The organism is Streptomyces sp. NBC_00859 (assembly GCF_045161865.1).
Lineage (GTDB): Bacteria > Actinomycetota > Actinomycetes > Streptomycetales > Streptomycetaceae > Streptomyces.
In genome coordinates this window covers 5,759,700-5,785,513 of record NZ_CP108826.1, presented here as the reverse complement: position 1 = coordinate 5,785,513, position 25,814 = coordinate 5,759,700, and the positions used below count along the sequence as shown (strand labels likewise).

At 71.5% G+C, this 25,814-nt stretch carries 24 protein-coding genes; 15 read left to right on the top strand and 9 right to left on the bottom strand.

Going from position 1 to position 25,814, the window contains the following annotated elements:
• Nucleotides 1-87 precede the first annotated feature (87 nt).
• The 7 genes from OG584_RS25345 (at nucleotide 88) to OG584_RS25315 (ending at nucleotide 7,692) form a co-directional block, all read left to right on the top strand.
• The gene (locus tag OG584_RS25345) at nucleotides 88-348 is read left to right on the top strand and encodes a hypothetical protein (protein ID WP_405781158.1); all 261 of its coding nucleotides are present in this window, start codon (nucleotides 88-90) and stop codon (nucleotides 346-348) included.
• A gap of 11 nt (nucleotides 349-359) precedes the next feature.
• On the top strand, nucleotides 360-1,544 hold the full coding sequence (locus tag OG584_RS25340; RefSeq protein WP_405781156.1) for a flotillin family protein: 1,185 nt from the start codon (nucleotides 360-362) through the stop codon (nucleotides 1,542-1,544).
• A gap of 499 nt (nucleotides 1,545-2,043) precedes the next feature.
• Nucleotides 2,044-3,240 (top strand): prenyltransferase/squalene oxidase repeat-containing protein, encoded by a 1,197-nt coding sequence (locus tag OG584_RS25335; RefSeq protein WP_405781155.1) that lies wholly within the window; start codon nucleotides 2,044-2,046, stop codon nucleotides 3,238-3,240.
• A gap of 23 nt (nucleotides 3,241-3,263) precedes the next feature.
• Entirely contained in the window at nucleotides 3,264-3,989 is a 726-nt protein-coding gene (locus tag OG584_RS25330) for an SCO2322 family protein (protein WP_405781154.1), read from the top strand.
• On the top strand, nucleotides 3,986-5,191 hold the full coding sequence (locus tag OG584_RS25325) for an energy-coupling factor transporter transmembrane component T (protein WP_405781153.1): 1,206 nt from the start codon (nucleotides 3,986-3,988) through the stop codon (nucleotides 5,189-5,191). Before OG584_RS25330 ends, OG584_RS25325 begins: the two co-directional genes overlap by 4 nt.
• Nucleotides 5,192-6,793: an ABC transporter ATP-binding protein gene (locus OG584_RS25320; protein WP_405781152.1), complete on the top strand. Its 1,602-nt coding sequence runs from the start codon at nucleotides 5,192-5,194 to the stop codon at nucleotides 6,791-6,793.
• A complete protein-coding gene (locus OG584_RS25315; RefSeq protein WP_405784279.1) occupies nucleotides 6,757-7,692 on the top strand; it encodes an ECF transporter S component in 936 nt (311 codons plus the stop codon). The genes OG584_RS25320 and OG584_RS25315 overlap by 37 nt, the downstream gene beginning before the upstream one ends.
• Here the strand turns inward: OG584_RS25315 and OG584_RS25310 are convergent.
• The 4 genes from OG584_RS25310 to OG584_RS25295 form a co-directional block, all read right to left on the bottom strand.
• The gene (locus OG584_RS25310; protein ID WP_405781150.1) at nucleotides 7,658-8,275 is read right to left on the bottom strand and encodes a hypothetical protein; all 618 of its coding nucleotides are present in this window, start codon (nucleotides 8,273-8,275) and stop codon (nucleotides 7,658-7,660) included. The two genes, OG584_RS25315 and OG584_RS25310, sit on opposite strands and share 35 nt — an antisense overlap.
• Entirely contained in the window at nucleotides 8,248-8,742 is a 495-nt protein-coding gene (locus OG584_RS25305; RefSeq protein WP_405781149.1) for a GNAT family N-acetyltransferase, read from the bottom strand. Before OG584_RS25305 ends, OG584_RS25310 begins: the two co-directional genes overlap by 28 nt.
• A 386-nt stretch (nucleotides 8,743-9,128) precedes the next feature.
• On the bottom strand, nucleotides 9,129-9,479 hold the full coding sequence (locus OG584_RS25300; protein ID WP_405784277.1) for a DUF6281 family protein: 351 nt from the start codon (nucleotides 9,477-9,479) through the stop codon (nucleotides 9,129-9,131).
• 327 nt (nucleotides 9,480-9,806) lie between these two features.
• Nucleotides 9,807-10,976 (bottom strand): steroid 3-ketoacyl-CoA thiolase, encoded by a 1,170-nt coding sequence (locus OG584_RS25295; RefSeq protein WP_405781148.1) that lies wholly within the window; start codon nucleotides 10,974-10,976, stop codon nucleotides 9,807-9,809.
• Between the two features lie 280 nt (nucleotides 10,977-11,256).
• Between OG584_RS25295 and OG584_RS25290 the strand changes: the two genes are divergently transcribed.
• A complete protein-coding gene (locus tag OG584_RS25290; RefSeq protein WP_405781147.1) occupies nucleotides 11,257-12,501 on the top strand; it encodes a cytochrome P450 in 1,245 nt (414 codons plus the stop codon).
• Between the two features lie 419 nt (nucleotides 12,502-12,920).
• On the opposite strand, the gene OG584_RS25285 is transcribed toward OG584_RS25290, so the two are convergent.
• Nucleotides 12,921-15,116, bottom strand: a complete 2,196-nt coding sequence (locus tag OG584_RS25285; RefSeq protein WP_405784276.1) for a bifunctional glycosyltransferase 87/phosphatase PAP2 family protein — start codon at nucleotides 15,114-15,116, stop codon at nucleotides 12,921-12,923.
• A gap of 603 nt (nucleotides 15,117-15,719) precedes the next feature.
• Between OG584_RS25285 and OG584_RS25280 the strand changes: the two genes are divergently transcribed.
• The 3 genes from OG584_RS25280 to OG584_RS25270 all read left to right on the top strand — a co-directional run bounded on the left by OG584_RS25280 (nucleotide 15,720) and on the right by OG584_RS25270 (nucleotide 17,907).
• A complete protein-coding gene (locus OG584_RS25280; protein ID WP_405784275.1) occupies nucleotides 15,720-16,766 on the top strand; it encodes a DUF2330 domain-containing protein in 1,047 nt (348 codons plus the stop codon).
• A gap of 90 nt (nucleotides 16,767-16,856) precedes the next feature.
• Nucleotides 16,857-17,537, top strand: coding sequence for an O-methyltransferase (locus tag OG584_RS25275; protein WP_405781146.1), 681 nt, complete (start codon nucleotides 16,857-16,859; stop codon nucleotides 17,535-17,537).
• Between the two features lie 43 nt (nucleotides 17,538-17,580).
• Nucleotides 17,581-17,907, top strand: a complete 327-nt coding sequence (locus OG584_RS25270; protein WP_405781145.1) for an antibiotic biosynthesis monooxygenase family protein — start codon at nucleotides 17,581-17,583, stop codon at nucleotides 17,905-17,907.
• Here OG584_RS25270 and OG584_RS25265 read toward each other — a convergent pair whose 3' ends face one another.
• Nucleotides 17,908-18,597, bottom strand: a complete 690-nt coding sequence (locus tag OG584_RS25265) for a hypothetical protein (RefSeq protein ID WP_405781144.1) — start codon at nucleotides 18,595-18,597, stop codon at nucleotides 17,908-17,910.
• Entirely contained in the window at nucleotides 18,597-19,214 is a 618-nt protein-coding gene (locus tag OG584_RS25260) for a hypothetical protein (protein ID WP_405781143.1), read from the bottom strand. Before OG584_RS25260 ends, OG584_RS25265 begins: the two co-directional genes overlap by 1 nt.
• A 99-nt stretch (nucleotides 19,215-19,313) precedes the next feature.
• Between OG584_RS25260 and OG584_RS25255 the strand changes: the two genes are divergently transcribed.
• The gene (locus OG584_RS25255) at nucleotides 19,314-19,799 is read left to right on the top strand and encodes a GNAT family N-acetyltransferase (RefSeq protein WP_405781141.1); all 486 of its coding nucleotides are present in this window, start codon (nucleotides 19,314-19,316) and stop codon (nucleotides 19,797-19,799) included.
• A gap of 94 nt (nucleotides 19,800-19,893) precedes the next feature.
• Here OG584_RS25255 and OG584_RS25250 read toward each other — a convergent pair whose 3' ends face one another.
• Nucleotides 19,894-21,927 carry a DHA2 family efflux MFS transporter permease subunit gene (locus OG584_RS25250; protein WP_405781140.1) on the bottom strand — a complete coding sequence of 678 codons (2,034 nt, stop codon included), beginning with the start codon at nucleotides 21,925-21,927 and terminating at the stop codon, nucleotides 19,894-19,896.
• A gap of 54 nt (nucleotides 21,928-21,981) precedes the next feature.
• On the opposite strand from OG584_RS25250, the gene OG584_RS25245 reads away from it, so the two are divergent.
• Nucleotides 21,982-22,812 (top strand): peptidoglycan-binding protein, encoded by an 831-nt coding sequence (locus OG584_RS25245; RefSeq protein WP_405781139.1) that lies wholly within the window; start codon nucleotides 21,982-21,984, stop codon nucleotides 22,810-22,812.
• Between the two features lie 159 nt (nucleotides 22,813-22,971).
• Nucleotides 22,972-23,625, top strand: a complete 654-nt coding sequence (locus OG584_RS25240; RefSeq protein ID WP_405781137.1) for an HAD-IA family hydrolase — start codon at nucleotides 22,972-22,974, stop codon at nucleotides 23,623-23,625.
• An 84-nt stretch (nucleotides 23,626-23,709) separates the two neighbouring features.
• Here OG584_RS25240 and OG584_RS25235 read toward each other — a convergent pair whose 3' ends face one another.
• Nucleotides 23,710-24,291, bottom strand: coding sequence for a TMEM165/GDT1 family protein (locus OG584_RS25235; protein WP_405781136.1), 582 nt, complete (start codon nucleotides 24,289-24,291; stop codon nucleotides 23,710-23,712).
• An 842-nt stretch (nucleotides 24,292-25,133) separates the two neighbouring features.
• On the opposite strand from OG584_RS25235, the gene OG584_RS25230 reads away from it, so the two are divergent.
• The gene (locus tag OG584_RS25230; protein WP_405781135.1) at nucleotides 25,134-25,784 is read left to right on the top strand and encodes an HNH endonuclease family protein; all 651 of its coding nucleotides are present in this window, start codon (nucleotides 25,134-25,136) and stop codon (nucleotides 25,782-25,784) included.
• Nucleotides 25,785-25,814 lie beyond the last annotated feature (30 nt).

Here is a 25,814-nt window from a genome sequence, read left to right as displayed (position 1 = left end):
CGGGACCAGCGGAGGATAGTCCGCTGGTCGGAGTAGCGTTAGGGTCATGCTCTCAGTACCGCACATCACGAGGGGGGCGGCCGCCGAATGGCGCCGGACGAGGCTGTGATCGGCTGCACGGGGAAGCTGGTCCTGGCCACGCGCGGACCCGCCGGCCCAGGTGAGGTTCTGGTCCAGGTCAGGGGCGGCTGGGAGGCCTTCCTCGCCTGGTCCGAAGAGCCCTTGTCGTACGGGGCGACAGTGCTCGTGATCGAATCCCGTGGTACTCGCCAGGTCGACGTCATCGAGTGGGCCGATCCCGTGGATCCGCTGGATGCGCTGACCCTCGACCCCGGCGACACCGACTAAGGAGACCAAGGATGTTGGGTTATCGCGTTCCAGCGCCGGACGAGGCCATGCTCATCTCCGGAGGCAGGCGTGGTCTGGGCGGTGCGCCCTTCAGGGTCGTGACCGGCCACGGCAAGTTCGTGCTTCCGGTCTTCCGCAAGACCCGCTTCCTGACGCTCGCGATGTGCGAGGCGGAGGTCGCCGAGACCTGTGTGACGCGCCAGGGCATCGTGCTGACCGTGCGGGCCGTCATCGCGTTCAAGGTCGGCAACGACACCGAGAGCATCGTCAACGCCGGTCAGCGCTTCCTCTCCGACCAGGACCAGATGTCGGTGCTGACGGGCCGGATCTTCTCCGGTCACCTCCGGTCGATCATCGGCTCGATGACCGTCGAGGAGATCGTCACCGAGCGGCAGAAGCTCGCCACCGAGGTACTGGAGACCTCGAAGACGGAGATGGCCAAGATCGGCCTCATCGTGGACTCGCTCCAGATCCAGTCGATCGACGACGGCGAGACGGGCTACATCTCGGCCATGTCCGCCCCGCACACGGCGGCCATCCAGCGTCAGGCGCAGATCGCCCAGGCGCAGGCCACCCAGGCCTCCGTCGAGGCGCAGCAGGAAGCCACCCGTAACCAGGCCGAGTACCAGCGGCAGACCGCCGTCGTGCAGGCCCAGTACTCGGCCGAGGTGGACCGGGCGCAGGCGGAGGCCGCCCAGGCCGGCCCGCTCGCCCAGGCGCACGCCCAGCAGGAGGTGCTCGCGGCCCAGACCGAACTGGCCGAGCGCGCCGCCCAGTTGCGTCAGCAGCAGCTCGTCGCCGAGATCGTGAAGCCCGCCGAGGCGGACGCCGAGCGCATCAGGGTACTGGCCGTGGCCGAGGCCGAGCGGATGAAGATCCAGGCCGCTGCTGCCGCGTCGTACGACCGGGTCGCCCTCGACCGGATGCTGATCGACCAGCTTCCGCAGATCGTCAAGGAGGCCGCATCCGGTCTCGCGGGCGCCAATGTGAACGTGCTCAACGGCGCGGACGGCCTGGGCGAGATCGCGGCCGGGCTCGTGGGCCAGGGTCTGACGATCCTCGACTCGGTGCGGAAGAACCTGGGCGCGCGGGACGCCGAAGGTCACCAGGGTGGCCGGGGTGCCGAGATCCAGCGCTACCTCGGCGGGAAGACCGGGGACGGCAACGGCGACAACGGGCCGATCGACATCAAGTAGGCACGGGCGGCCCGGTCTGCCGACGGGCCGCACAGGGCAGCAACGGACGGCGGCGCACCGGATCCAGCGGTGCGCCGCCGTCCGTCTGCGTACGCGCCCCCGCCGCCGGTTCCACCCGCGGTTCCGATGTCCGCCCCGCCGTCCCCGTTCGTGTCGGCGCGGAGCGCTTCCCGGGGCGGGAGCGGGCCGGGACCACCCCCGGGGAGGGCCCAGGGCGGCCGGTACAGTAGGAAGGTCGTCATCACACCCGCGCAGGGGGAAGCCGGTGCAAATCCGGCGTCGGCCCCTTCCCGGGCTCTCGGGCCCGCTCGGCCAGGGGAGACCCCGATCGGCAGCCGCCCCTCCCGGCGGTGAGCCGGACCGTCCCGCACGGAAGTGACCGGCTCGCGCCACCGGAAGCCTCCGGTGGCCGGCACCGTCGAGGTACACGGAGCCGGAGCCCGGTGCCCCAGTGGGGCCCGTGTCCCCCGGCTTCCCCGCAGGAGAGGCCCCGCCCGCCATGACCCTTCGCCGCAGCGCCACCGCGCTCGCCGCATCCGCCGTACTCTGCGCGGCCGCTGCCCCGACGGCATTCGCCGACTCCCCCGCACCGTCGGCCGCCGCGCTCCCCTCCGGTCTCTACGGCAAGACGGACCCCAAGTACGACGGTGTCTGGCGGCAGTCGCTCGCGCTGATCGCGCAGGACGCCAACGGGGTGCGCCCCGCCGCGAAGGCGGTCGACTGGCTGACCGGGCAGCAGTGCGCCGACGGCGGCTTCGCCTCCTTCCGCGCCGACGCGACGAAGCCGTGCGGCGAGAAGGACCTCATGGACACCAACGCCACGGCGGCCGCCGTACAGGCGCTGTCCGCGCTCGGCGGCCACGACGCCGCCGTGAAGAAGGGCGCCGGGTGGCTGAAGTCCGTGGCGGGCAAGGACGGCGGCTGGAGCTACAACCCGGGCGGCGCGAGTGACGCGAACTCCACATCCGTGGTGATCGGCGCCCTCGCAGCGGCCGGGGAGCCGACGGCGAAAGCCAAGAAGGTGCTGGTCTCGCTCTCGATCCCGTGCGACGCCAAGGAGGGCGGAGGCGGCTTCGCGTACCAGCCCGACAAGAAGTCCGGGAAGCTGTACGCCAACGCCGACGCGACAGGCGCCGCCGTGCTGGGCACCCTGGGCGCGGGCCTGGCACCGCGACCGGGCGGCAAGGACGCCGGCGGCACCGGCTGTCTGAACGCCTCCACTCCCGCGCAGACCGCGCACAACGGCGCCACGTACCTCGCCGGTGCGACCGCGGGCAAGGCCTACCTGAAGTCCGCGATGCCGGGCGCCGACGACCAGCCCGACTACGGCAACACCGCCGACGCGGTGACGGCACTCGGCGCCGACGGCCTGACCGCGCAGGCGAAGCAGCCACTTGCCTGGCTGGAGCAGCACACGGCCGCCTGGGCCAGACAGAGCGGCCCCGCCGCGTACGCCCAGCTGATCTTCGCGGCCCGTGCCAACGGGGCCGACCCGCACGACTTCGGCGGAGCGGACCTGGTCAAGCAGCTCAACGCGACCGGCCCGGCCCCCGCCGCTTCGGCGAAGGCCCCCGACTCGAAGCAGGACAGCGACAGTACGTCCATCAGCATCTGGTGGATCGTCGGCATCGGGCTGGTCGCCGGGGTCGGTATCGGTTTCCTGCTCAGCAAGCGCGGCAGGAAGCGGCAGGTCTGATGCGCCGCCGGATACGCCGCCCGATGCCCCGTACACACGACGGAGGGAGGGGCCCGGCCCTGCTGACCGGCACGGCCGTCCTCGCGCTGGCCTCGCTCGCCGCACTCACCGTGCTCGGGGCGGCTCCCGCGCAGGCCGCCGGGTACCGGTACTGGTCGTTCTGGGACCGGTCGGGCAACGGCTGGCAGTACGCCACGCAGGGCCCGTCGACGGCCCGGCCCGCCGACGGGGACGTACAGGGGTTCCGGTTCGCCGTCAGTGCCGACTCCCAGGACGCGACCAAGCCACGCGTCCCCGCGCGGAGCGGCGCCCTCACCTTCGACGGCATCTGCGCGAAAACCCCGGCGAAGGGCGGTTCCAAGCGGGTCGCGCTGGTCATCGACTTCGGTACGGCGGCCGACGCCCCGGACAGCGGGAAGCCGCCTGCCGAGCGCACCGTGTGTGCCCGGGTCGGCGGGGACGCGACCAGCGCCGAGGCGCTCGCCGCCGTCGCCAGGCCACTGCGCTACAACAGTGACGCGCTGCTCTGCTCGATCGCGGGCTACCCCAGGACCGGCTGCGGCGAGCAGGTGTCGCGGACCCACCCGGACAGCAGCGGTAAGCCGGCGGACGGCGCCGCGCAGGGTCACGCCGACGGCGGCGGTGACAGCGGCGGGCCGTCCGCGGGGCTCGTCGGCGGGATCGCCGCGGTGGTCGTGCTGGGCGCGGCCGGTGCGTGGCAGGCACGCCGCAGGCGAAACAGCGGATGACGGTATCGCTCCGCGCCCCTGCCGTCGGCCGCAGTAACAGCCTCCATGCGGGGGCCTGGTGGCTGTGGGCGCTGGGGCTGGCCACCGCCGCGTCCCGCACGACCAATCCGCTGCTGCTGGGTCTGCTCGTGGGCGTCGCGGGCTATGTGGTGGCGGCCCGGCGCACGGACGCGCCGTGGGCCCGCTCGTACGGCACGTTCGTGCGGCTCGGGCTGTTCGTCATCGGTGTCCGGCTGGTGTTCTCCGTGGTGCTCGGCTCCCCGGTACCCGGCTCGCACACGCTGTTCACCCTGCCCGAACTCCCGCTCCCGCACTGGGCGCAGGGGGTGCGGGTCGGTGGCCGGGTGACGGCGGAGCAGCTGGTCTTCGCGCTGTACGACGGTGCCAAGCTGGCCACACTGCTGATCTGTGTGGGCGCCGCCAACGCGCTCGCCAATCCGGCCCGGCTCCTCAAGTCCCTGCCCGGCGCCCTGTACGAGGTCGGGGTGGCCGTCGTCGTCGCCATGACCTTCGCGCCGAACATGGTCGCGGACGTGGTGCGGCTGCGGACCGCGCGGCGGCTGCGCGGCCGTCCCACCGGCGGCGTGAAGGCCGTGCTGCAGATCGGGCTGCCGGTCCTGGAGGGGGCTCTGGAGCGGTCGGTCGCCGTCGCGGCCTCGATGGACGCGCGCGGCTACGGCCGTACCGCGCAGGTGCCGCGTGCGGTACGGCACACCACGACCGTGCTGACCCTGGGCGGGCTGCTGGGGGTCTGTGCGGGGACGTACGGGCTGCTGGCCGCGGAGGGCGCTTCGTACGGTCTGCCGGTACTCGGCGTGGGGCTCCTGGCCGCGCTCGCCGGGCTCAGGCTGGGCGGCCGCAGGTCCGTGCGTACGCGCTACCGGCCCGACCGGTGGGGGCCACGCGCCTGGCTGGTCGCTGGCTCGGGGGCCGCGGTGGCCGCGCTGATGATCTGGGCGGGCTCCGGTGATGCGGTGGCTCTGCACCCCGGGGTGGTGCCGCTGGTCGCCCCCGGACTGCCGCTGTGGCCGGCGGCCGCCGTACTGATCGGCCTGCTTCCCGCCTTCGTTGCCCCCACACCGGAGGCGCCCGTGCCGAAGACGCCCATGCCGAAGACGCCCGTACCGACGGGGCCCGTGCCGAGGGGCCCGGCGCAGAGGGACCCAGTAGCGCAGGACCCCACACCGAAGGAGGGGATGTAAGTGATCCGCTTCGAGCAGGTGTCGGTCACCTACGCCGATGCCGCGGAGCCCGCCGTCCGGGGGGTCGATCTCACCGTGCCCGAGGGCGAACTGGTGCTGCTCGTCGGCCCGTCGGGCGTCGGCAAGTCGACGCTGCTCGGTGCGGTGTCCGGTCTGGTGCCGCACTTCACAGGTGGGGTACTGCGCGGCCGGGTCACCGTCGACGGGCGGGACACCCGCACCCACAAGCCACGTGAACTCGCCGATCTGGTGGGGACGGTGGGGCAGGATCCGCTCGCCCACTTCGTGACGGACACCGTCGAGGACGAGCTGGCGTACGGCATGGAGTCGCTGGGTGTCGCACCGGACGTGATGCGCAGGCGGGTGGAGGAGACCCTCGATCTGCTGGGCCTCACCGAGCTGCGTGACCGCCCGATCGCGACGCTCTCCGGCGGTCAGCAGCAGCGGGTGGCGATCGGCTCCGTGCTCACCCCGCACCCCAAGGTGCTGGTGCTCGACGAACCCACGTCCGCGCTGGACCCCGCCGCCGCCGAGGAGGTACTGGCCGTCCTGCAGCGGCTGGTGCACGACCTCGGCACCACCGTGCTGATGGCCGAGCACAGGCTGGAGCGGGTGGTGCAGTACGCGGACCAGGTGATCCTGCTGCCCGGCCCCGGCGAGGCTCCGGTCATCGGCGCTCCGGCCGAGGTGATGGCGGCGTCCCCGGTGTTCCCGCCGGTCGTGGCACTGGGCAGGCTGGCGGGCTGGGACCCGCTGCCGCTGTCCGTGCGGGACGCACGGCGCCGGGCGGGCGCACTGCGCGAACGGCTGGACGGCCGCACCCGCACCGACCCGCCCGCTCCCCCGCCCGCCGGTCCTGTCGCCACCACCGAGCGGCTGGGGCTGCGGCGCGGCCGGGTCGAGGCGCTGCGGCAGATCTCCCTCTCGGTGCGGCCCGGCGAGACCGTCGCCCTGATGGGCCGCAACGGGGCGGGCAAGTCGACACTGCTCGGCACCCTCGTCGGGATGCACGAGCCGTCGTCCGGGGCGGTGCGGGTCGGGGGCAGGACCCCGCACCGGACGCCTCCGCGCGAGATGATCCGCCGAGTGGGGCTGGTACCGCAGGAGCCGCGCGACCTGTTGTACGCGGACACGGTCGCCGCCGAGTGCGCGGCGGCCGACGCCGACGCCGGCGCCGATCCGGGCAGTTGCCGGACGCTCGTCTGCGAGCTGCTTCCCGGAGTACCGGACTCCACCCATCCGCGTGACCTCTCCGAAGGCCAGCGGCTCGCGCTGGCCCTCGCGATCGTGCTGACCGGCCGCCCTCCGCTCCTGCTGCTCGACGAGCCGACACGGGGCCTGGACTACGCGGCGAAGGGCAGGCTGGTCGGAGTACTGCGCGCACTGGCGCGGGACGGGCATGCCATCGTCCTCGCCACCCATGACGTGGAGCTGGCAGCCGAACTCGCCGACCGGGTCGTCATCCTGGCCGACGGCGAGATCGTCGCGGACGGGCCGACTCCGGAGGTCGTGGTTTCCTCCCCGTCCTTCGCACCGCAGGTATCGAAGATCCTCGCGCCGCAGGACTGGCTGACGGTGGCCCAGGTCCGGGAGGCGCTGTGAGGGCCATCGGGCTCGGGCCCCGCTCGGTTGCCGCGCTTGTGCTGATCACGGTGATCGGAGTGTTCGCGTTCGGCTGGCCGCTGCTCGCCGACTCCGCTTCCGGGCTCGCGCACTCGCAGGACGCCCCGTGGCTGTTCGCCGCTCTGCTCCCGCTCCTGGTGGGCGTGGTCGTGGCGACCATCGCCGACGCCGGTATCGACGCGAAGGCGGTGGCGATGCTCGGAGTGCTGGCGGCCGTCGGCGCCGCCCTGCGTCCACTCGGCGCGGGCACGGCGGGCCTTGAGCCGATGTTCTTCCTGATGGTGCTGAGCGGTCGGGTGCTCGGCCCCGGATTCGGCTTCGTGCTGGGCTCGGTGACGATGTTCGCCTCCGCACTGCTGACCGGTGGTGTCGGGCCCTGGATGCCTTTCCAGATGCTGGCGATGGGCTGGTTCACGATGTGCGCCGGGCTGCTGCCCGGTGCACGGCGGCTGCGCGGGCGCGCCGAGTTGCTGATGCTCGCCGGGTACGGCTGCGCGGCGGCGTTCGCGTACGGCACCGTCATGAACCTGCAGGGCTGGACGTACATCGGCGGACTCTCCACGGGTATCTCCTTCCATCCCGGTGACGCGGTCGGAGCGAACCTGACGCGCTTCTTCGCGTACTGCGCGGCGACCTCCCTCGGCTGGGACCTGGGTCGTGCGGCGGTCACGGTGGTGCTGACTCTTGCCATCGGCCCGACCGTGCTCAAGGCGCTGCGCAGGGCGACCCGGCGTGCGGCCTTCGAAGCCGGGGCCTCCTTCGAAGCGGAGGCGGACTCCGGCGCGAATGAGGCCGCCGGGGCGGAGGAGGGCTCCTGGCCGCCGGCCACGCCCGGAGCCGGTGTCAGTCCCGGCCGGCCACCCGGTCGAAGAAGCTGACTGTCTGCGGCGCCGACTTCATGAAGGTGCGGTTGTGGTCGACCGCACCCTGGTCGGTCACCGGGGCGTGCGTGCCGTGCGCGGCGAGCCGGCCGGCGCAGTTACGGGCGTTGGCGATCGGCACGTCGGTGTCGCCGCTCGCGCTGAAGAGGTGCACGGGCACGGCGGGCTTCCAGTCACAGGTACCGTCGTTGGCCCGCAGGACGTCCTTGAAAGCGCCGGCGGGCTGCTTGATCCGCGCGTAGAACTCCGGTGTGAACAGGTCCTTCAGGGTGGAGGGCAGCGCCCTGACGATGTCCTCGTCCTTGACGATGTCCTCGTCCTCGTGAAGGCCGTCGAAGAGCGACTCGGCCGTCCTGTCGTAGGGTCGGCGGAAGGCATCGGCGGGGGTCTTGCAGAGCGGGTGGACCCGGTTCTGCGCGGTCACGAAGTACGCCATGCAGAAGACCGCACTGGTGTTGTTGACGCTGCCGTTGAACATGCCGGGCACCTCGGCGCCTTCGAGGTCGTACGGCCCCGAGACCGGCGCGACTGCCTTCAGCCGGAAGAACGGGGCTATGGCTGGAGGTCGCGCTGGTACCAAGTGCCCGACTCACCGCCGAGATCGGACGGGGCGGCAGGGCCGACCGGGACGAACCCGGCCTTGGCCAAGACGTTCCGGGACGCGGCGTTGTCGTGAGAGGTGGCTGCCCGCAGCGTGCGCAGACCGTGCGTCGCCGGCGCGATCCGGCACAGTTCCCGGACGGCCGCGGTCGCCACGCCGCGGCCCGCGACCCGCTCCGCGACCCGGTAGCCGAGTCGGGCAGCGCCGTCCTCCAAGTCGTACAGGTTGAACCTGCCGAGTACCGAGCCGTCCTCGGCGAGGAGTACGTAGAAGGCGCAGATGCCCGCCTCCTGCTCGGCCAGCGCGGCGTTGTACCGGTCGGTGAACCGGTCGAAGTAGTCGTCGCCGCGGTCGGAGATCGAGACAGCGAAGTAGGCGCGGTTCGCCAGCTCGAAGGCCAGGACCGCCGGGGCGTGGCCGGTGTGCAGCCGCTTCAGCTCGGGCATGGCGCGACTCTACCCGGATCGCGCGCCGAGGCCACCTGGGTTTCCGCCGGTGGCAGACAACCCACGATCAGGCCCTTCAGGAGTCCCGGTCGGCCGATTTTGCGGACGGTGGTGTCGTCGGCGCCGAGTCGCTGCCCGTCAGCGGAGTAGACCTCCAGCGCACGCAAGGGACGCCCCTGCCGGCGGTCGGCCATCTCCGAGTGCGACTCCTCGGGGTGAAGAGGTTCTGTTTCGCCCCACTGCCGCAAGCCATGGCTTCGTCGCCGGCTCCACCGCCGCCGATACCTCCGAAGCGGGGACTTCGCCTGATCGCCTACGTGGCCGCGCCCGATGTCGCACACCAGCGATCACCGCCGGGAAGACATCACCCGTGCGACGCCTGACGATCAGTTCCGCGAGCCTTTCAACAGTCTGCTCACTTCGGGCGGAAGGTGACCGCCGTCCTGAGCAACGTACAGAGCGGGATTCTCCTTCTCTCCGACTCCCACAGCGTCCGCCCTGTCCAGCTCATTGATTTCGTACACAGCGAGATACGACTCTTCACTACGCCCAGACTTTCGCCCGGTGTCGTTGCAGGTCACCGTGGGAGCTGTGCCCAATCGCCTCCCGATGTGAAATTTTATGCCCACCCCCATTCCCAGATAGGTCCGTTCGTCGAATTTGATCGCCGCCGCACAGGATGCGGCCCCAGGCCCACCGGAGCCACAGCCCGCAGCGGACGCCAGGACGAGCACCATCGCCACGGCCAGGGGACACCGGACCGAAGATCGCCGCGGAGCACTGTTCACACAGACCGTCTCCCTCAGGGGTCCTTGCACAGGGATCAACAGGACCCGAGGCGGGCAGAACCCACTGCGGCCACCGGCGGGCCCCTGGCCGCTCGCCTCGGACCAGGCCGTGTCCGCGACGTCGCGCCGTCGCACGGGGCGGGCGCGCGGCGACCGGTGCGTGCTCTGGGCGGGCCGGGCGGAAGCCCTCGTACGGAGCGTACTCGGCGCTTTCGCCCGGTGCGGCGAAAGCGCGTACCGGGCGTCGCACGCCAGGCGCGACTCCGCGGGCGCAGCCTAGAGCCGCTGGATGATCGTGCCCGTGGCCAGTGCGCCGCCCGCGCACATCGTGATCAGCGCGAACTCCTTGTCCCTGCGCTCCAGCTCGTGCAGCGCGGTGGTGATCAGCCGCGCCCCCGTCGCCCCCACCGGGTGTCCCAGCGCGATCGCCCCGCCGTTCACATTGACCTTCTCCAGGTCCTGCTCGAAGACCTGCGCCCAGCTCAGCACCACCGACGCGAAGGCCTCGTTGATCTCGACGATGTCGATGTCCTTGAGCGACATGCCCGCCTTCCCGAGTACCGCACGCGTCGCGTCGACCGGGCCGTCCAGATGGAAGTGCGGGTCCGAACCCACCAGTGCCTGGGCGACGATCCGTGCCCGCGGCCTGAGCTTGAGCGCGCGCGCCATCCGCTTGGACGCCCACATGATCGCGCAGGCGCCGTCGGATATCTGCGAGGAGTTGCCCGCGGTGTGCACGGCGACCGGCATCACCGGCTTGAGCCCGGCGAGCCCTTCCATGGTGGTGTCGCGCAGCCCCTCGTCGCGGTCGACGAGCCGCCACATGCCCTGCCCTGCGGCCTGTTCGTCCTCGGTCGTGGGCACCTGGACGGCGAACGTCTCCCGTTTGAAACGCTCCTCGGCCCAGGCCGCGGCGGCTCGCTCCTGCGAGATGAGCCCGAGCGAGTCGACGTTCTCACGGGTGAGGTTCCGGCGGCGCGCGATCCGCTCGGCGGCCTCGAACTGGTTCGGCAGGTCGACGTTCCACTCATCGGGAAAGGGCTTCCCCGGGCCGTGCTTGGAGCCGCTGCCCAGCGGCACCCGGGACATCGCCTCGACACCGCAGCTGATGCCGACGTCCACGACCCCGCCCGCGATCATGTTGGCCACCATGTGGCTGGCCTGCTGCGAGGACCCGCACTGGCAGTCGACGGTGGTCGCGGCCGTCTCGTACGGCAGCCCCATCGCCAGCCACGCGTTGCGTGCCGGATTCATGGACTGCTCCCCCGCGTGGGTCACCGTGCCGCCGACGATCTGCTCGACGCAGTCGGCGTGGATGCCGGTACGGCCCAGGAGTTCACGGTAGGTCTCGCCCAGCAGGTAGGCGGGATGGAGATTGGCGAGGGCGCCTCCGCGCCTCCCGATCGGGGTACGTACGGCTTCGACGATGACGGGTTCCGCGGCCATGAGCTCGTCCTCTCCTCCACATCCGCTGGGGCGTCCCGGCGCCCGCACGGAAGAACTGATACGCGTTCTAGTTCTCCGTTCAGTCTTATGAGTGCTACCCCCGGTACGCAAGGGCCTTGCACGGGTCTTGCGGCTCCGGGCACCGGCTTCGCGCGCAACAACTCGGCCCGGACCCCTTGCTCCTTGTAGAACTCGTTACTATCTTTCGGGCAGATTCTGATGGGTCGTCAGACAGTCAGCGGTCAGACACAGTCAGCCAGGCCTGGAGTTGGAGGAGCCGATGCACTGCCCCCATCTGCCCGAAGGGTTCGACTTCACGGATCCGGACCTTCTCCAGGCCCGGGTCCCGCACCCGGAGTTCACACAGCTCCGGCAGACCGCACCGGTCTGGTGGTGCGCCCAGCCGGCCGGGATCGCGGGCTTCAGCGATGAGGGGTACTGGGCGGTCACCCGGCACGCCGACGTCAAATACGTCTCCACACACCCGGAGCTGTTCTCGTCGAACACCAACACGGCGGTCATCCGGTTCAACGAGTCGATCAGCCGCGACCAGATCGACGTCCAGCGGCTGATCATGCTCAATATGGACCCGCCTGAGCACACCCGGGTCCGCCAGATCGTCCAGCGCGGCTTCACCCCGCGCGCCATCCGTTCACTGGAGGACGCGCTGCGCGACCGGGCCCGCTCCATCGTCGAGACCGCGCTGGCGGGCGCGGCGGACGACGGGTCCTTCGACTTCGTGACCAACATCGCGGTGGAGCTGCCGCTGCAGGCCATCGCGGAACTCATCGGCGTACCGCAGCAGGACCGCTCCAAGATCTTCGACTGGTCCAACAAGATGGCTTCGTACGACGATCCGGAGTACGCGATCACGGAGGAGGTCGGAACCGAGGCGGCGATGGAGATCGTCTCGTACGCGATGAACCTCGCGGCGGACCGCAAGGAGTGCCCGGCCAAGGACATCGTCTCCACACTGGTCGCCGCCGAGGGCGAGGGGAACCTCTCCTCGGACGAGTTCGGCTTCTTCGTCATCCTGCTCGCCGTCGCGGGCAACGAGACCACCCGCAACGCGATCAGCCACGGTATGCACGCCTTCCTCACCCACCCCGAGCAGTGGGAGCGCTACAAGGCCGAACGACCCGACACGACGGCCGAGGAGATCGTGCGGTGGGCCACTCCGGTGGTCTCCTTCCAGCGCACCGCGACCCAGGACCTGGAACTGGGCGGGCAGCGGATCAAGGCCGGTGAGCGGGTGGGCATCTTCTACTCGTCGGCCAACAACGACCCCGAAGTCTTCGAGAACCCGGAGCAGTTCGACATCACCCGCGACCCCAACCCGCACCTCGGCTTCGGCGGCGGGGGCCCGCACTTCTGCCTGGGCAAGTCGCTCGCGGTACTGGAGATCAACCTGATCTTCAACGCCATCGCCGACGTACTGCCGGACCTGAGACTGACCGGCGACCCACGCCGGCTGCGCTCGGCCTGGCTGAACGGGATCAAAGAGCTCCAGGTGAACCGCGGCTGACCGCAACGCGGGAGCGGCCGCCGGTCCGGGCTGCGGCCGTCGGGACGGACCCCTGCGGGGGCCTCAGTACCCGGCGGTGAACCTGACCCGGTGGTGCCGGGGCTGCTCGGCCTCGTCGAGCAGCACGACCGCCAGGTCCTCCATCGAGATCGACGAGCCACCGTCGGGGCCGACGACCAGTTCGTCGGTGCCCAGCCGGTAGCGGCCTGTGCACCCGCGGCGCCCACCCCACCGACCGGCGCGCGGTCAACGTACGGCTCACCACCGAGGGTTTCGACCTGGTGGAAGCCGCGGTCGTGACGCATGTGGAGAACGAGGACCGGATGCTGTCCGGCCTGGCCCCGGCCGAGCGGGACGCTCTCGGCGCCGGGCTGCGCCGGCTCCTCGTCTCACTCGGCGACACCGAACTGGGCTGACGGTCAGCCGGCGCCGGCCGCCTCGGGTTCCGCCTCGGGCCGCCCGCCCGTTTCCGGCGACGGAGCGGGGACGGGCCGAGTGCGTCCGGCGCCGCTCCCGCGCACCGGCCCCTCGCCGGCCGGGCCGCGGGCTCCGCGTCCGCCCTTGACCTCTGCCTTGTCGGCCTCGCCGGCCTCGCCGGCCTCGTCGCTCTTGCTGCCGAGGTCAGCCTTGTCGCTGATGCCCGCCTTGGTATCGGCCTTCGCCCCGCCCGCCGTCCCGCCGTCGGCCGCTTCCGCCGGCACCTGCAGGCTGCGCGGGCCGGCCAGGAGGTAGGTGAGTCCGAAGCCGAGTGCCACCACTGTCGCTCCGCCGATCGCGTCGAGCACCCAGTGGTTGGCGGTGGCGATGATCGCGCTGACGGTGAAGAGCGGGTGCAGCAGCGCGACCGCCTTCATCCAGCGCTTCGGGACCAGGACCGCAACGGTGATCCCGCACCACAGCGCCCAGCCGAAGTGCAGTGAGGGCATCGCCGCGTACTGGTTGGTCATCGCGGTCATCGCACCGTAGTCCGGGTGCGCCAGGTCCTGCACCCCGTGGACCGAGTCGATGAATCCCAGGCCCGGCATCAGCCGCGGCGGAGCCAGCGGGAAGAAGTAGAACCCGACCAGACCGAGCAGGGTGGCGAACGAGAGCGAGGTACGCGCCCAGCGGTAGTCACTGGGACGGCGGACGTACAGCACGGCGAGGATCGCCAGCGGCACCACGAAGTGGAACGACTCGTAGTAGAAGTTGAAGAACGATTCGAGCCAGTGGACCTTCGCCACCGAGTGGTTGGCCCAGTGCTCGATGTTGATGTGCAGGGCCTTCTCGATCGACACGACCGTGCGGCCGTGCGCCTCGGCAGTGGGCCGGCCGCCGGTCGCGGCCGCCCTGATGTGCGAGTACACCGAGTAGCCGACGCGGATCGCGAGAAGTTCGAGCAGGAGATTGGGACGGGCCAGCACCCGGCGCCAGAACGGCACCAGCGGGACCCGGCTCCAGCGGGCCGGGACAGGCGTGGCGTACACGGTGGGCACCGCGGCGTTCCAGCCCTGCGCGGTGCGCTCCATGAACGGCACCGCGCAGGCCGCCGCCAGTGCGGTCAGCAGCACCACGTTGTCCCGCACCGGGTACAGAGCCGCCATGTTGGGCAGCAGCATGGTGCCCGGCAGGGTGCTCACCAGCACGACGACCACGGGCCAGACCATCCGGTCGGCGGCGCGCCGGCCGACCCGGCCGACGACCGCAAGCAGCACCCACAGCAGCTGGTGCTGCCAGGCGGTCGGCGAGACGGCGACCGCGGCGCAGCCGGTCACCGCGACGGCGAGCAGCAGCTGTCCGTCGTTCGCGTACCGCACCGCGCGCCGCAGCGCGAGTACCGAGACGACGACGGCGAGGACCAGGAAGACCACGATCTCCAGCGGGCCGTGCAGCCCGAAGCGGAGCAGCGCGCCGTGCATGGACTGGTTGGCGAGACCGTCCGGATGCGAACCGAGACCGGCTCCCGCGACGTGGTGGATCCAGTACGTCCAGGAGTCTCGCGCCATCACGGCCCAGGCGAGCCCCGTGCAGACGGCGAACGAGGCGGCCGCGGTGAGGGCCGCGCGTCTGCGGCCGGTCAGCCAGAGGAGCGGTACGAAGAGCAGGACGGTGGGCTGGAGCGCCGCTCCGAGCCCGATGAGCAGTCCGGAGCCCCGCTCGTCCCGCACGGTGAAGCACCCCAGCAGGACGAGCAGGACCGGGATGATGCTGGTCTGGCCGAGGTGGAACGCGTTGCGCACCGGCAGCGAGAGCATCAGCAGACTGATCGCGACGGGGGCGGCGAGCAGCGAAGTGCGCCGGGAGGCGCCGCCCGGCAGCGCACGCGAGGCGACCATACCGAGGATGACGACGAGCAGCAGGGACCCGAACGTCCAGGCGACGCCGAGGCTCTGCTCCGCGGAGCGGGTGAGCGGTTTCAGCACGAGACCGGCGAACGGGGTACCGGTGAACTTCCCGGTCGCGTAGAGCGGGCCGCCGAGGTGCAGCACGCCGTCCGCGCCCGTCCACGTCTCCAGGTCGGTGAGACGCCTGCTGGGCGGCAACCGCAGTATGGCTGTCACCTGCCGGACCGCCAGTGCGGCGACGACCAGCCAGAGCACCGCCCGTGCCCGCTCGATTCCCGCGCCTGCGTCCACCGCAGTCCGCGTACCGCTGTGCCCGTCGTTCGCCACGCCGCGTCGGCCCTCCACCCGTCCTCATACCCGGAAATACCCGGTCCCTGTGTCTGATAGAGACTCGCACTGCTCCGGGGTAGGGACGCAGGCAACCCCCTGTTCACCTGACCCGGCCCGGTCGTTTCCGGCCAAGGATCGCGGTGACGAGAACCGTTGGGAGTGCGGAGATACCCGCCGCGGGGCTCGCCGCCCCGGCCGGTCGGCGACCGGCCCCCCTCGCCGGGCCATTCAAGCACTGCCCGGCTCCGCCCGCTGAGGGCGCCGGTCCGTGGACCCCCCGGTTCGCCGTACGCTCACAGCCGCGCGAGGGGCGCCGGGTTGTCCGGAACCGACCTGCTGCGGGCGCCGTCTGTGCTCGTGTCGGACGACGGCACCGCGGCACGGCGCGGAGGGCCGCGGGGGACGCGGGTACAGGGGGCACTGGTGCGGCGGATACGAACACGGGGCGCAGGCGCACGGGGGTGGAGCCTGCAGCCCTCGCGGACACGGCGGCCGGCACGGCGGCTCCGGAGCCGCACGCTGCTGGTGGTGCTCGCGCTGCTGGGGGTACAGCTCGGGTCGCTGATGGCACCGGCGTACGCCTGCGGTTGCGGGGCGCTGGTGCACGACCCGTCGTCCCGGCTGAATGTGGACCGGGAAACCTCGGCCGTGCGCTGGGACGGCCACAGCGAACAGATCGTGATGAGCCTGACGGTCTCGGGAGACGCGGCGCAGGCCGCCTGGATCATGCCGGTCCCGCACCGGGCCACTGTCTCGCTCGGTGACAACGCACTCTTCGACGCGCTGGATTCGGTCACGGCCCCGGTGCACCGCACCCGTGACCACTTCTGGCCGCGGAGCGGCGACTGGCCCTTCGGCACCGGGTCCGGGGACGGTTCGTACGGCGCTCCGCACCGGGCCGCGGGCGCCCCCGCCGTCGGAGTCGTCGGCCGCGAACGGCTGGGGCCCTTCGATGTCGCCAGGCTGACAGCGACGGACCCCGGAGCTCTGGACAGCTGGCTGCGGCTGAACGGCTTCCGGCTGCCCGGCGGCATGCCGAAGGACCTCCAGCCGTATGTCGCCCAGAAGTGGGAGTACGTCGCGGTGCGGCTGGCCCCCGACCGCAAGGGCGCGGCACTGGCGGGCGTCCTCGACCCGCTGCGGCTGGACTTCGCCAGCGACCGGCTGGTCTATCCGATGCGGCTGTCCCGGCGCGCGCGGACGCCCCAGACGCTGGGGCTGTATGTGCTGGCCGCCCACCGCATGGAGCCCCGGAGCGCTATCGGCGGACTGCCGCCCGATGTGACCTACGCGGGGAAGGTCCCGTCCGGGGGTGCGCTGGGCCGGTTCGCGGGTGGCGAGCGGTATCTGACCGCGCTGGAGCAGAGCTTCCCCGTGCCGTCCCGGATCGACGGCGACCACGAACTGCGGCGGACCGCGTCCGACCGGCCGTACCAACGGGTCATCCACGACGAGAAGCTGCTGACCGCGGGCGGGGTGCCCGTCTGGCTCCTGACCGCCGGCGGTGTCCTGGTGGTACTCGTGGTGGCGGCGCTGCTCCTCGTATCCGCCGCGCGCCGCCGCCCGGTGGCACCCCCGGCGCCGGTGCATGCGCCACCGCCGGTCTCCTGAACCGCCCCCCTCCGGCCGCGTGTTCGGTCCACCAGTAGATTAGGAGTGAGTTCCCAACAGGAACCCACCTGGACCGTCCGAGAGGAATCCATGCCCCAGCACCAGGACCAGGACCAGTGGACCGAGGTCGACCGCTACTTCACCGACCACCTGGCCCCCGCCGACGACGCCCTGGACGCAGCCCTGGCCTCCAGTGACGCCGCCGGACTGCTCCCGATCAACGTCGCCCCGAACCAGGGAAAGCTGCTGCATCTGCTGGCCCGCATCCAGGGCGCGCGCACCATCCTCGAATTCGGCACGCTCGGCGGCTACAGCACCATCTGGCTGGCCAGGGCGCTCCCGTCCGACGGCCGCCTCGTCTCCCTGGAGGCGGACCCGGCGGCTGCCGATGTGGCCCGTGCCAATCTGGCGCGCGCCGGGCTCGACGCCATCGCCGAAGTCAGGACGGGCGCGGCCCTCGACACCCTGCCGCAGCTCGCCGCCGAGGGCGCCGGCCCGTTCGACCTGGTCTTCATCGACGCCGACAAGCCGAACAACCCGCACTACCTCGAATGGGCCCTGAAGCTGACCCGGCCGGGGAGCGTGATCATCGGGGACAACGTGGTGCGCGACGGCGCGGTCGTCGACCCGGGGAGCACGGACCCGCGGGTCCAGGGCACCCGGGCGCTGATCGAGATGATCGCCGAGCACCCGAAGCTCAGCGCGACCGCGCTCCAGACGGTGGGCAGCAAGGGCTACGACGGTTTCGTCCTGGCGCAGGTGCTCGCCTGACCCGTCCGGCACGGCGTCCGGCCGGTACGGCAGGATGGGCGATATGAGCATCGTGAAGATCAATGTCCTGTCCGTGCCCGACGAGCAGCGCGAGATCCTGGAGAAGCGGTTCGCTTCCCGCGCGGGATCCGTCGAGAACTCCGACGGCTTCGAGTGGTTCGAGCTGCTGCGCCCGGTCGAGGGCACCGACCAGTACCTCGTCTACACCCGCTGGGCCAGCGAGGCCGACTTCGAGAAGTGGATGGCGACGTCCATGCGCGGCGCCCACGCCGGGAACGGCGAAGGCGGCGAGCGTCCAAAGCCCGCCGCCTCCGGCTCATCCCTGTGGTCCTTCGAGGTCGTCCAGCAGGCCGCCCCGAAGAACGGCTGATCACAGCTTCAGCAGATGCTCCGTCACCTCACGGTAGGTGCGGAGCGCGAGCCTCAGCTCTTCCGTCTGCGACTCCCGGCCCGCGTCGTGCCAGGACGTCCGCAGGGCGCCGACGCGCTCGGCGAGGAGGCCGGTCACTCTCGTCACCGTCTCGTCGAGGACCCGGTCGGCCTCCTCGACGGCCTCGCGCGGGGTGTCGACGAAGCCACTGACAGCTCCGTGCAGACGGTGCTCCAGCTTCTCGCGTTCACCGGCGGGCAGGAGTCCGGCGCCCACCGGGGCTGCGGCGACCGCCGGGTCGGCCGGCCCCCTGGCGTGCCCGCCGGTATGTCCGGTCGCGTGCCGGCCGGCGTCCTCGGTCGCATACCCGCTCCCCCGCACATCCGCGCTGGGGTCCGCGCCCGACTCCGCGACGGAGTCCGGCACGTGCGGGGTCCCGTGCCCGCCGGGCGCAGCCGCTTCGAAGCCGTCGCCGCGTACGTCCGGGGTGCGCAGGCCCGAGGCGGGCCCGCCCGAACCGGCCCTGGAAGCGGGCGCGCCGCCGTCGGGGCCGCTCGCGTCGGCCGGGTAGTGGACACCGGCCGTCGGATCGGGCACCTGCCCGGCACGCCTGTCCCCGGCCCGCGCCGGCGGCGTTTCCGGCCGCTCCGGCAGATCGAACCGCTCAGGCCTCTCCTGTTCGTACGCCATTACGCACCCTCTCCTTTCGCGTGATGCCGCACCGGCAGCACCTTCTGCCTGCCGGGGGCCCGGCCGGGCCCGCGGTCCGGATCGTGGTCCCTCGTGGACACCAGTTCACCGAAGAGTCCGCGCGCCTCGAGGAACGCGGCGCGCAGCTCCTCGGTCCCCCCGCCGTCCCGTACCGAACTGTGCAGCGTGCGGTAGCCGTTGACGTGATGGGGGTGGTGGACCGACAGCGCGTCGAGATGGTTCTCCTGGTCATCGGCGGCCGGAAAACCCCGCTCGTGGGCCAGTGCGCCGACCAGTCGCTCGGCCTCGTAGGCCGCCTGCTGCGGCGCGTCGACGAACTGCTCCTGGAGCCCGGTCCACCGGGCCACATACCGTTCACGCGTCTCCGGGGTCAGCCGGCTCACCGTCAGCGAACCGTGCCGTTCGACCCGCGCGCCGAGCTCGGCCTCGGTGGCTTTGGTGTCTCCGTCATGACGTGCCAGCACCCGGTCGTACTCCGGGCCGAAACGTCGTCTCAGGCTGCCACGGCCGGTCCCCCGGCCGGGCCCGAAGTGCAGAAAAGCGGCGACAACGGCGACGAACACCACGATCACTGCGACGATCAGGACTGTGGACATGGGTGCCTTCCTCCTCGCGGACGTGCGGTAATTCGTACGTCGTTCGAGTTGCCCGGAATTCGAGTGTCAAACAGCCGCACACCGGCCACACTGTCTCCGGTGACCTGGATCGTGGCCCCTGAGCCCTTCGACAGCGCCGACGCGTACGCCCTGCGCCGCTCCTACTACGACGAGGTGGCGAGCCGTTACTGGCGGCGGGCCGCCACCGAGCAGGAGATCGACGAGGGCCTGGCGGACGACGGCGTCGAGCAACTGTCCTTCCCTACCGGGGAGTTCCTCGTCGGACGGCACGGGGGCGGGCCCGCTTCCTGCGGCGGGGTGCTCCTGCTCGACGCCACGACCGCCGAGCTCACCCGCGTCTACACCCGCCCCGGAAAGCGCGGCACGGGCGGCGGCGCGCTGCTGCTCGCCGGGCTGGAGGACGCGGCGCGGAAGCTCGGGGCGACCAGGATGGTGCTGAACACCCGGCTCGATCTCGTCGAGGCGCGCGGACTCTACGTACGCCACGGATACCGGGAGATACCGGCGTACACGACGGGCCCGTACATGGAGATCTGGTACGGCAAGGACCTGACTGACCTGTAAGGGACCTGGCTGACCTGCAAGGGGTCCTTGCACGACGCCCCTTCAGGGTCGCGCGGACCGGTCCGTGGAGGGCGGAGGAGGCCGGGCCGGACCCTCAGACCGTCCGGTGCTCGCGGGGCCATTCGGCGTCCGAGCCGCACAGTTCGCTGTTCAGCTCCTCGACCAGGACGACCAGGTCGGTCGGCCTTTCAGGGCCCCACCAGTCGCCGAGCAGCTCGGAGAGGGAATCCTCGCGTGCCTTGGCGAGCCGGGCAGCGGCGTTCACGCCCGGATCGGTCAGGGCGAGCTGCACCCCCTCGCGTACCGCGAGGCCCCGCTCCTCGGCCTGCCGGGCCGCCTCGGTGATGACCCGCAGCGGGACCGGCGCCATCTCGGCCAGCTGGCCGGGCTCGACCAGACCGTGGCGCTTGATGCGCAGCAGCAGCCAGCTCGTGGCGGGAAGCAGGTCGTAGCCGGCCTTCGCGGTGATGGTCTCGTAGATCTCCCGGCGGCCCTCCCGGCTGCCGAGCACCGACAGGGCCCGCATCACCTCGTCGTAGGACGACCGCTGGACGGGGTTGGACGCGAGCGTCTCGCTGGCCTCCGGGGTGGTCACCGAGCCGCGCAGCTTGTCCTCCTTGAGGAACCAGGCGACGACGAAGGCGAGGAGCACCACGGGGACCGCGTACAGGAAGACGTCGGTGATGGACGAGGCGTAGGCGTGCAGCACCTGCGGGCGCAGACTCGGCGGGAGCGCGGCGATGGCACGCGGGTCGGCCTGCAGACTGTCCGTGCTCACCCCCGGCGGCAGCGGCCGGCCGGCCAGGGCGTCGCTGAGTTTTCCGTGCAGCCGGGTGGTGAAGATGGTGCCGAAGATGGCGACGCCGAAGGAAGCGCCGATCGAACGGAAGAAGGTCGCTCCCGAGGTGGCGACACCGAGGTCCTGGTAGCTCACCGCGTTCTGCACGACGAGGACCAGCACCTGCATCACAAGCCCCAGCCCGAGCCCGAACACGAAGAAGCTGGCGCTCATCGACCAGGTGGAGCTGTGTTCGGTCAGCCGGTGCAGGAGCGCGAGCCCGATCGCGGTGATGCCTGTCCCCGCGATCGGGAAGACCTTCCAGCGGCCGGTGCGGCTGACGATCTGCCCCGAAACGGTCGACGAGAGCAGCAGACCGAACACCATCGGCAGCATGTGCACGCCGGACATGGTGGGCGATACGCCCTGGACGACCTGGAGGAAGGTCGGCAGATAGGTCATCGCACCGAACATCGAGAAGCCGACGATGAAGCTGATGAGCGAGCAGAGCACGAACGTCCTGATACGGAAGAGCTTCAGGGGCAGTACGGGCTCGGCGGCGGCGCGCTCCACGCGCAGGAAAGCCGCGAGCAGCACCACCGCGAGCACCGCGAGCCCGATGATCTGCGCCGAGTCCCAGGCCCAGGTGGACCCGCCGAGCGAGGCGACGAGCACCAGGCAGGTCGCGACGGAGGCGATGAGGAACGTACCGAGGTAGTCGATGGTGTGCTTCGTGGAGCGGACCGGGATGTGCAGCACGGCGGCGATGACCCCGAGGGCGATCACGCCGATGGGGAGGTTGATGTAGAACACCCAGCGCCAGGTGAGGTGCTCGGTGAAGACCCCGCCGAGCAGCGGCCCGAGGACGCTCGTCGCACCGAACACGGCGCCGAACAGCCCCTGGTACTTGCCGCGTTCGCGAGGCGGGACGATGTCGCCGACAACGGCCATCGACAGCACCATCAGGCCGCCGCCGCCGAGGCCCTGAAGGGCCCGGAAGCCGATGAGCTGCGGCATGTTCTGCGCGACGCCGCACAGGACGGAGCCGATCAGGAAGATGACAATGGCTGTCTGGAAGAGCTTTTTGCGGCCGTACTGGTCGCCGAGCTTCCCCCAGAGCGGCGTGGCCGCCGTCGAGGCCAGCATGTACGCCGTGACCACCCAGGACAGGTGCTCCATGCCGCCGAGGTCGCTGACGATCGTGGGCAGCGCGGTGGAGACGATCGTCTGGTCGAGGGCGGCGAGAAGCATTCCGAGCAGCAGGGCGCCGATCGCCACGAGGACCGACCGCTGGGGCTGACCGTCGGCCGCCGCCGGCGCCGCCGGGGGTGCCGGGGTTTCCTGAGCCATGTCTCCCATCCTGGTGCTGCGGCATAATCGCCGCGAGTTCAAGGGGGTGGCCAAGTGAGCCATGAGGAGCACGAGGAATTTGATCCGCTGCGCATACGACCGTATGTGCGGCTGCCGGATCCGCCGCCGGATCCGGCGGACGATGTGGTGGGGGCCGCGTACCCGACCGTGCCGCTCGCCGCCGTGCGGGTGACGGAGCCCGGCGCCGGGCGGGGCGCGGAACCGGACACGGTCACGGGTCCCGGCGGGACACCGGAGCCGCCGGCAGGGCGGCGAAGACCCTTCACCGTGATCGCGGGCGGGGTGGCGGCGGTAGCGGTACTGGGCGGCGCGGCGTTCGCCGCCGGGCTGTTCTCTCCGCAGGGTCCGCCCCGGGACGAGGCCCTGCCCGACGTGGTGACGAGCGCCCCGCACATACCGGCCGGGCCGTCCGCCCCGCCGTCGGCGTCCGCGACGCCCAGGTCCCGCACCGGCACGGCGTCCACGCCGACCACGCCGGCGCTGCCGGCCCCGTCCGCCACCGGCACTCCCTCCGGTGGTCCCTCGCCCACGGCCACGTCGGGGCAGGCTTCCGCTACGGCCCCGACGCCCTCGCGCTCCCCCGCGCCGGGGTCCGACGGGACCGCCGGCGCGCGCCCGCCCCGGTCCGTCGCGCCACCCGCCGCCGTACTGCGCCAGGGCGACAGCGGCCCCGATGTCGTGGAGCTCCAGCAGCGGCTGACGCAGCTCTACCTGTACCGCGACCCCGCCGACGGCCTGTTCGACCAGGACGTCGTGGAGGCGGTACGCACCTATCAGTCCTGGATGGGCCTCAAGGACGATCCGCCGGGCGTCTACGGGACACGGACCCGACGCGCGCTGGAGGCGACGACGCGACAGCCGTAGGGCCGGTGCTGCCGGGGTACGACCGGTGGGCGTGACCAGGACAGCTGGCGTACGGCACACTTTGTTTTGTACCCTACTGAAACAAAGTGGTTCCGCCCGTACACCCTGACCGGCGGGCGGGACCGCCTTGTTCCCGCTCCCGCACCTCTGGAGTTCCTGATGACCGTCCTGCCCGCACGCGCACTGCTCCTCGACATGGACGGGACGCTGGTGAACTCGGACGCCGTGGTCGAGCGCATCTGGCACCGCTGGGCCGTCTCCCACGGCCTGGACCCGCACGAGGCGCTCAAGGTGGTGCACGGCCGCCAGGGCTACGCGACGATGGCCATCCTCCTCCCGGAAAGGCCCGTCGAGGAGAACTACGCCGACAACCGCGAGATGCTCGCCCTGGAGACGGCCGACACCGAGGGCGTCGTACCGATCCCCGGCGCTCCGGCCTTCATGGCGTCCCTCGCGGGCCTGCCGCACGCCCTCGTCACGTCGGCCGACGCGGCGCTCGCGCGGGCCCGGATGACGGCCGCCGGTCTGTCGATGCCGGAGGTCCGGGTCACCGCGGAGAACGTCGGCGCCAGCAAGCCGGACCCGGAGGGCTTCCTCAAGGGCGCGGCCGAACTGGGCTTCACCCCCGCGGAGTGCGTTGTCCTGGAGGACTCGGAGGCGGGAATCGCCGCGGGCAGGGCCGCGGGGATGCGGGTCGTGGGCGTGGGCCCGCGGGCCGCCGCCCACCGGCCGACGGCTCAGGTGCCCGACCTGACGCACATTCGCGTCGAGCGGGCGGACGACGGCTCGCTGCTGATCCACGTCGCGGGCTGACGGGCGCGAGGACTGCCGGCCCGGTGCGGGCCCGCACCGGGACCCTCACCGGGGAGCCACGACACGGCCCCGCCCGGTCCGGGCTCAGCCCGCGATGGCCTCGTACAGGCTGAATCCGGCGAGCAGCAGCATCAGCGCGGCGGCGATCTTCGTGATCAGCTTCAGCGGCACATGCTTCATCAGCTTGCGGCCACCGAGGATTCCCAGGCCTCCCACCGCCCACAGCGCGAGCACCGCGCCGATGCCCACCGATACGGGGCTGTCGTAGCGGGCGGCCAGGTTGGCCGTCATGATCTGGGTCAGGTCACCGAACTCCGCGACGAGAATCAGCGTGAAGCCGGCGCCCGCCACCTTCCAGAAGGACTGGTCGGCGGGGGCCTTCACCTCTTCCTCCTCCTCGTCCTTCTTGAAGAGCAGCATCGCCGCGCCGGCGAGGAAGAGCGCACCGACGATCGCCTGGAGCAGCCGGTGCGGGATGAGGGTCAGCACGCTGCCCGCGGCGATGGCCAGCGCGACATGGACGGCGAACGCCGCCGCGACCCCCACGAAGACGTACGAGGCCCGGTACCGGGTGCCCAGCATCAGCCCGGCGAGCGCGGTCTTGTCGGGGAGTTCGGCGAGAAAGACCACGCCGAAGGTGATCGCCAGGATCGTAAAGCTGATCATGGGATGGTTCCTCAATCGGTTCGAGCCGACCGCACCGAGAGGACCTGACTCAGAGAGAAAAGGGATCGCTTCGGCACGGCAGCGTCAACAGGACACTGCTGCCGAAGGTCTCGCTGGCGGGTCTCCAAGAAGATCCGCCTCCGGGCGCCGGCCGAACCGAGGTTCGGCAGTATGTCGACGTTCCGGCGAAGAGCTACTCCCCTTCTGCTCCGTACACGATACGGCACCGACCGGGGGCATATCCGTCCGACGACCGCCCACTCCAGCCCCGGAGCGGTCACGGCCGCCCGCGCCTCACCGGGCAGGACCGCCGTAACAGCCCCGCCACAGCGGCCTCTTACGGCGGACGTCGCACACTCGCCGGCCGGCTGGAGCGCCGGGGAGAGTGACCGGATCCACAGGCGGGCACCGGTCGGACCGCACGGCGGGAATCCGCATCCGGCGCACCACCCGAAAGGCGCTCACAACGCCATAAATCCGGCGAAATACCCGAACGAACGACCCGGCCGAGCAAAAGTCCGACAGCCACCCGTGGAACCGCCTCACGCGCCCCGGGCCAAGGGGCTCCGCGGGCGCGGCCCGTCCGGGCGGGGGCGGCCACCGGGCCCGCGACCAGCGGAAGCACTCCGCGGACGGCCCGGAGTCCGCACCCACGGTGCGCCTGCGACCCCAACCGCACACCCGTACGAGGAATCTGCCGGGACGTCAAACCTCGACGCCCCTCTTGAATGTGACGTGCCCATGTCGCCAGGCTGTTACCCAGCGCCCACCCCACGGCAATCGGGCGCCACCACAATGGGCGAGCCGGACCGGCAAAGCCCCTCCACCCCACGGGAGTTCGCATGTCACGAGTCACAGGTGTCTACGCGCGTCGAATAGCCGTACTCGCCACGACCGCCGGGATCACCCTCGCCGGCCTCGTCACCGCACCTGCCGCCCAGGCCGCCCTGCCCACCCCGGTGTCCGCGGCCACCGCACGGACCTACCTCGGCTCCCTCACCGTCGCCGCCGAAGGCTCGTCCAGCGGCTACAGCCGGGACAAGTTCCCGCACTGGATCACCCAGTCCGGATCCTGCGACACCCGCGAGGACGTACTCAAGCGGGACGGCACGAACGTCGTCCAGAGCTCCACCTGCGCCGCGACGAGCGGCAGTTGGTACTCCGAGTACGACGGCGCCACCTGGACGGCGTCGTCCGACGTGGACATCGACCACATGGTCCCGCTCGCCGAAGCCTGGCGCTCGGGCGCCAGCAGCTGGACCACCGCTCAGCGGCAGGCGTACGCGAACGACCTGACCAGGCCGCAGCTCATCGCGGTGACGGACAACGTCAACCAGTCCAAGGGCGACAAGGACCCGGCCGAGTGGCTGCCCTCACGCACCGCCTACCAGTGCACCTACGTCCGGGCCTGGGTGGAGGTGAAGCACTACTACAAGCTCACGGTCGACTCCGCCGAGAAGACGGCACTCCAGGGGGTGCTGAACGGCTGCTGAGCAGTGGTACTGCCCGACGGCTGAACGGCT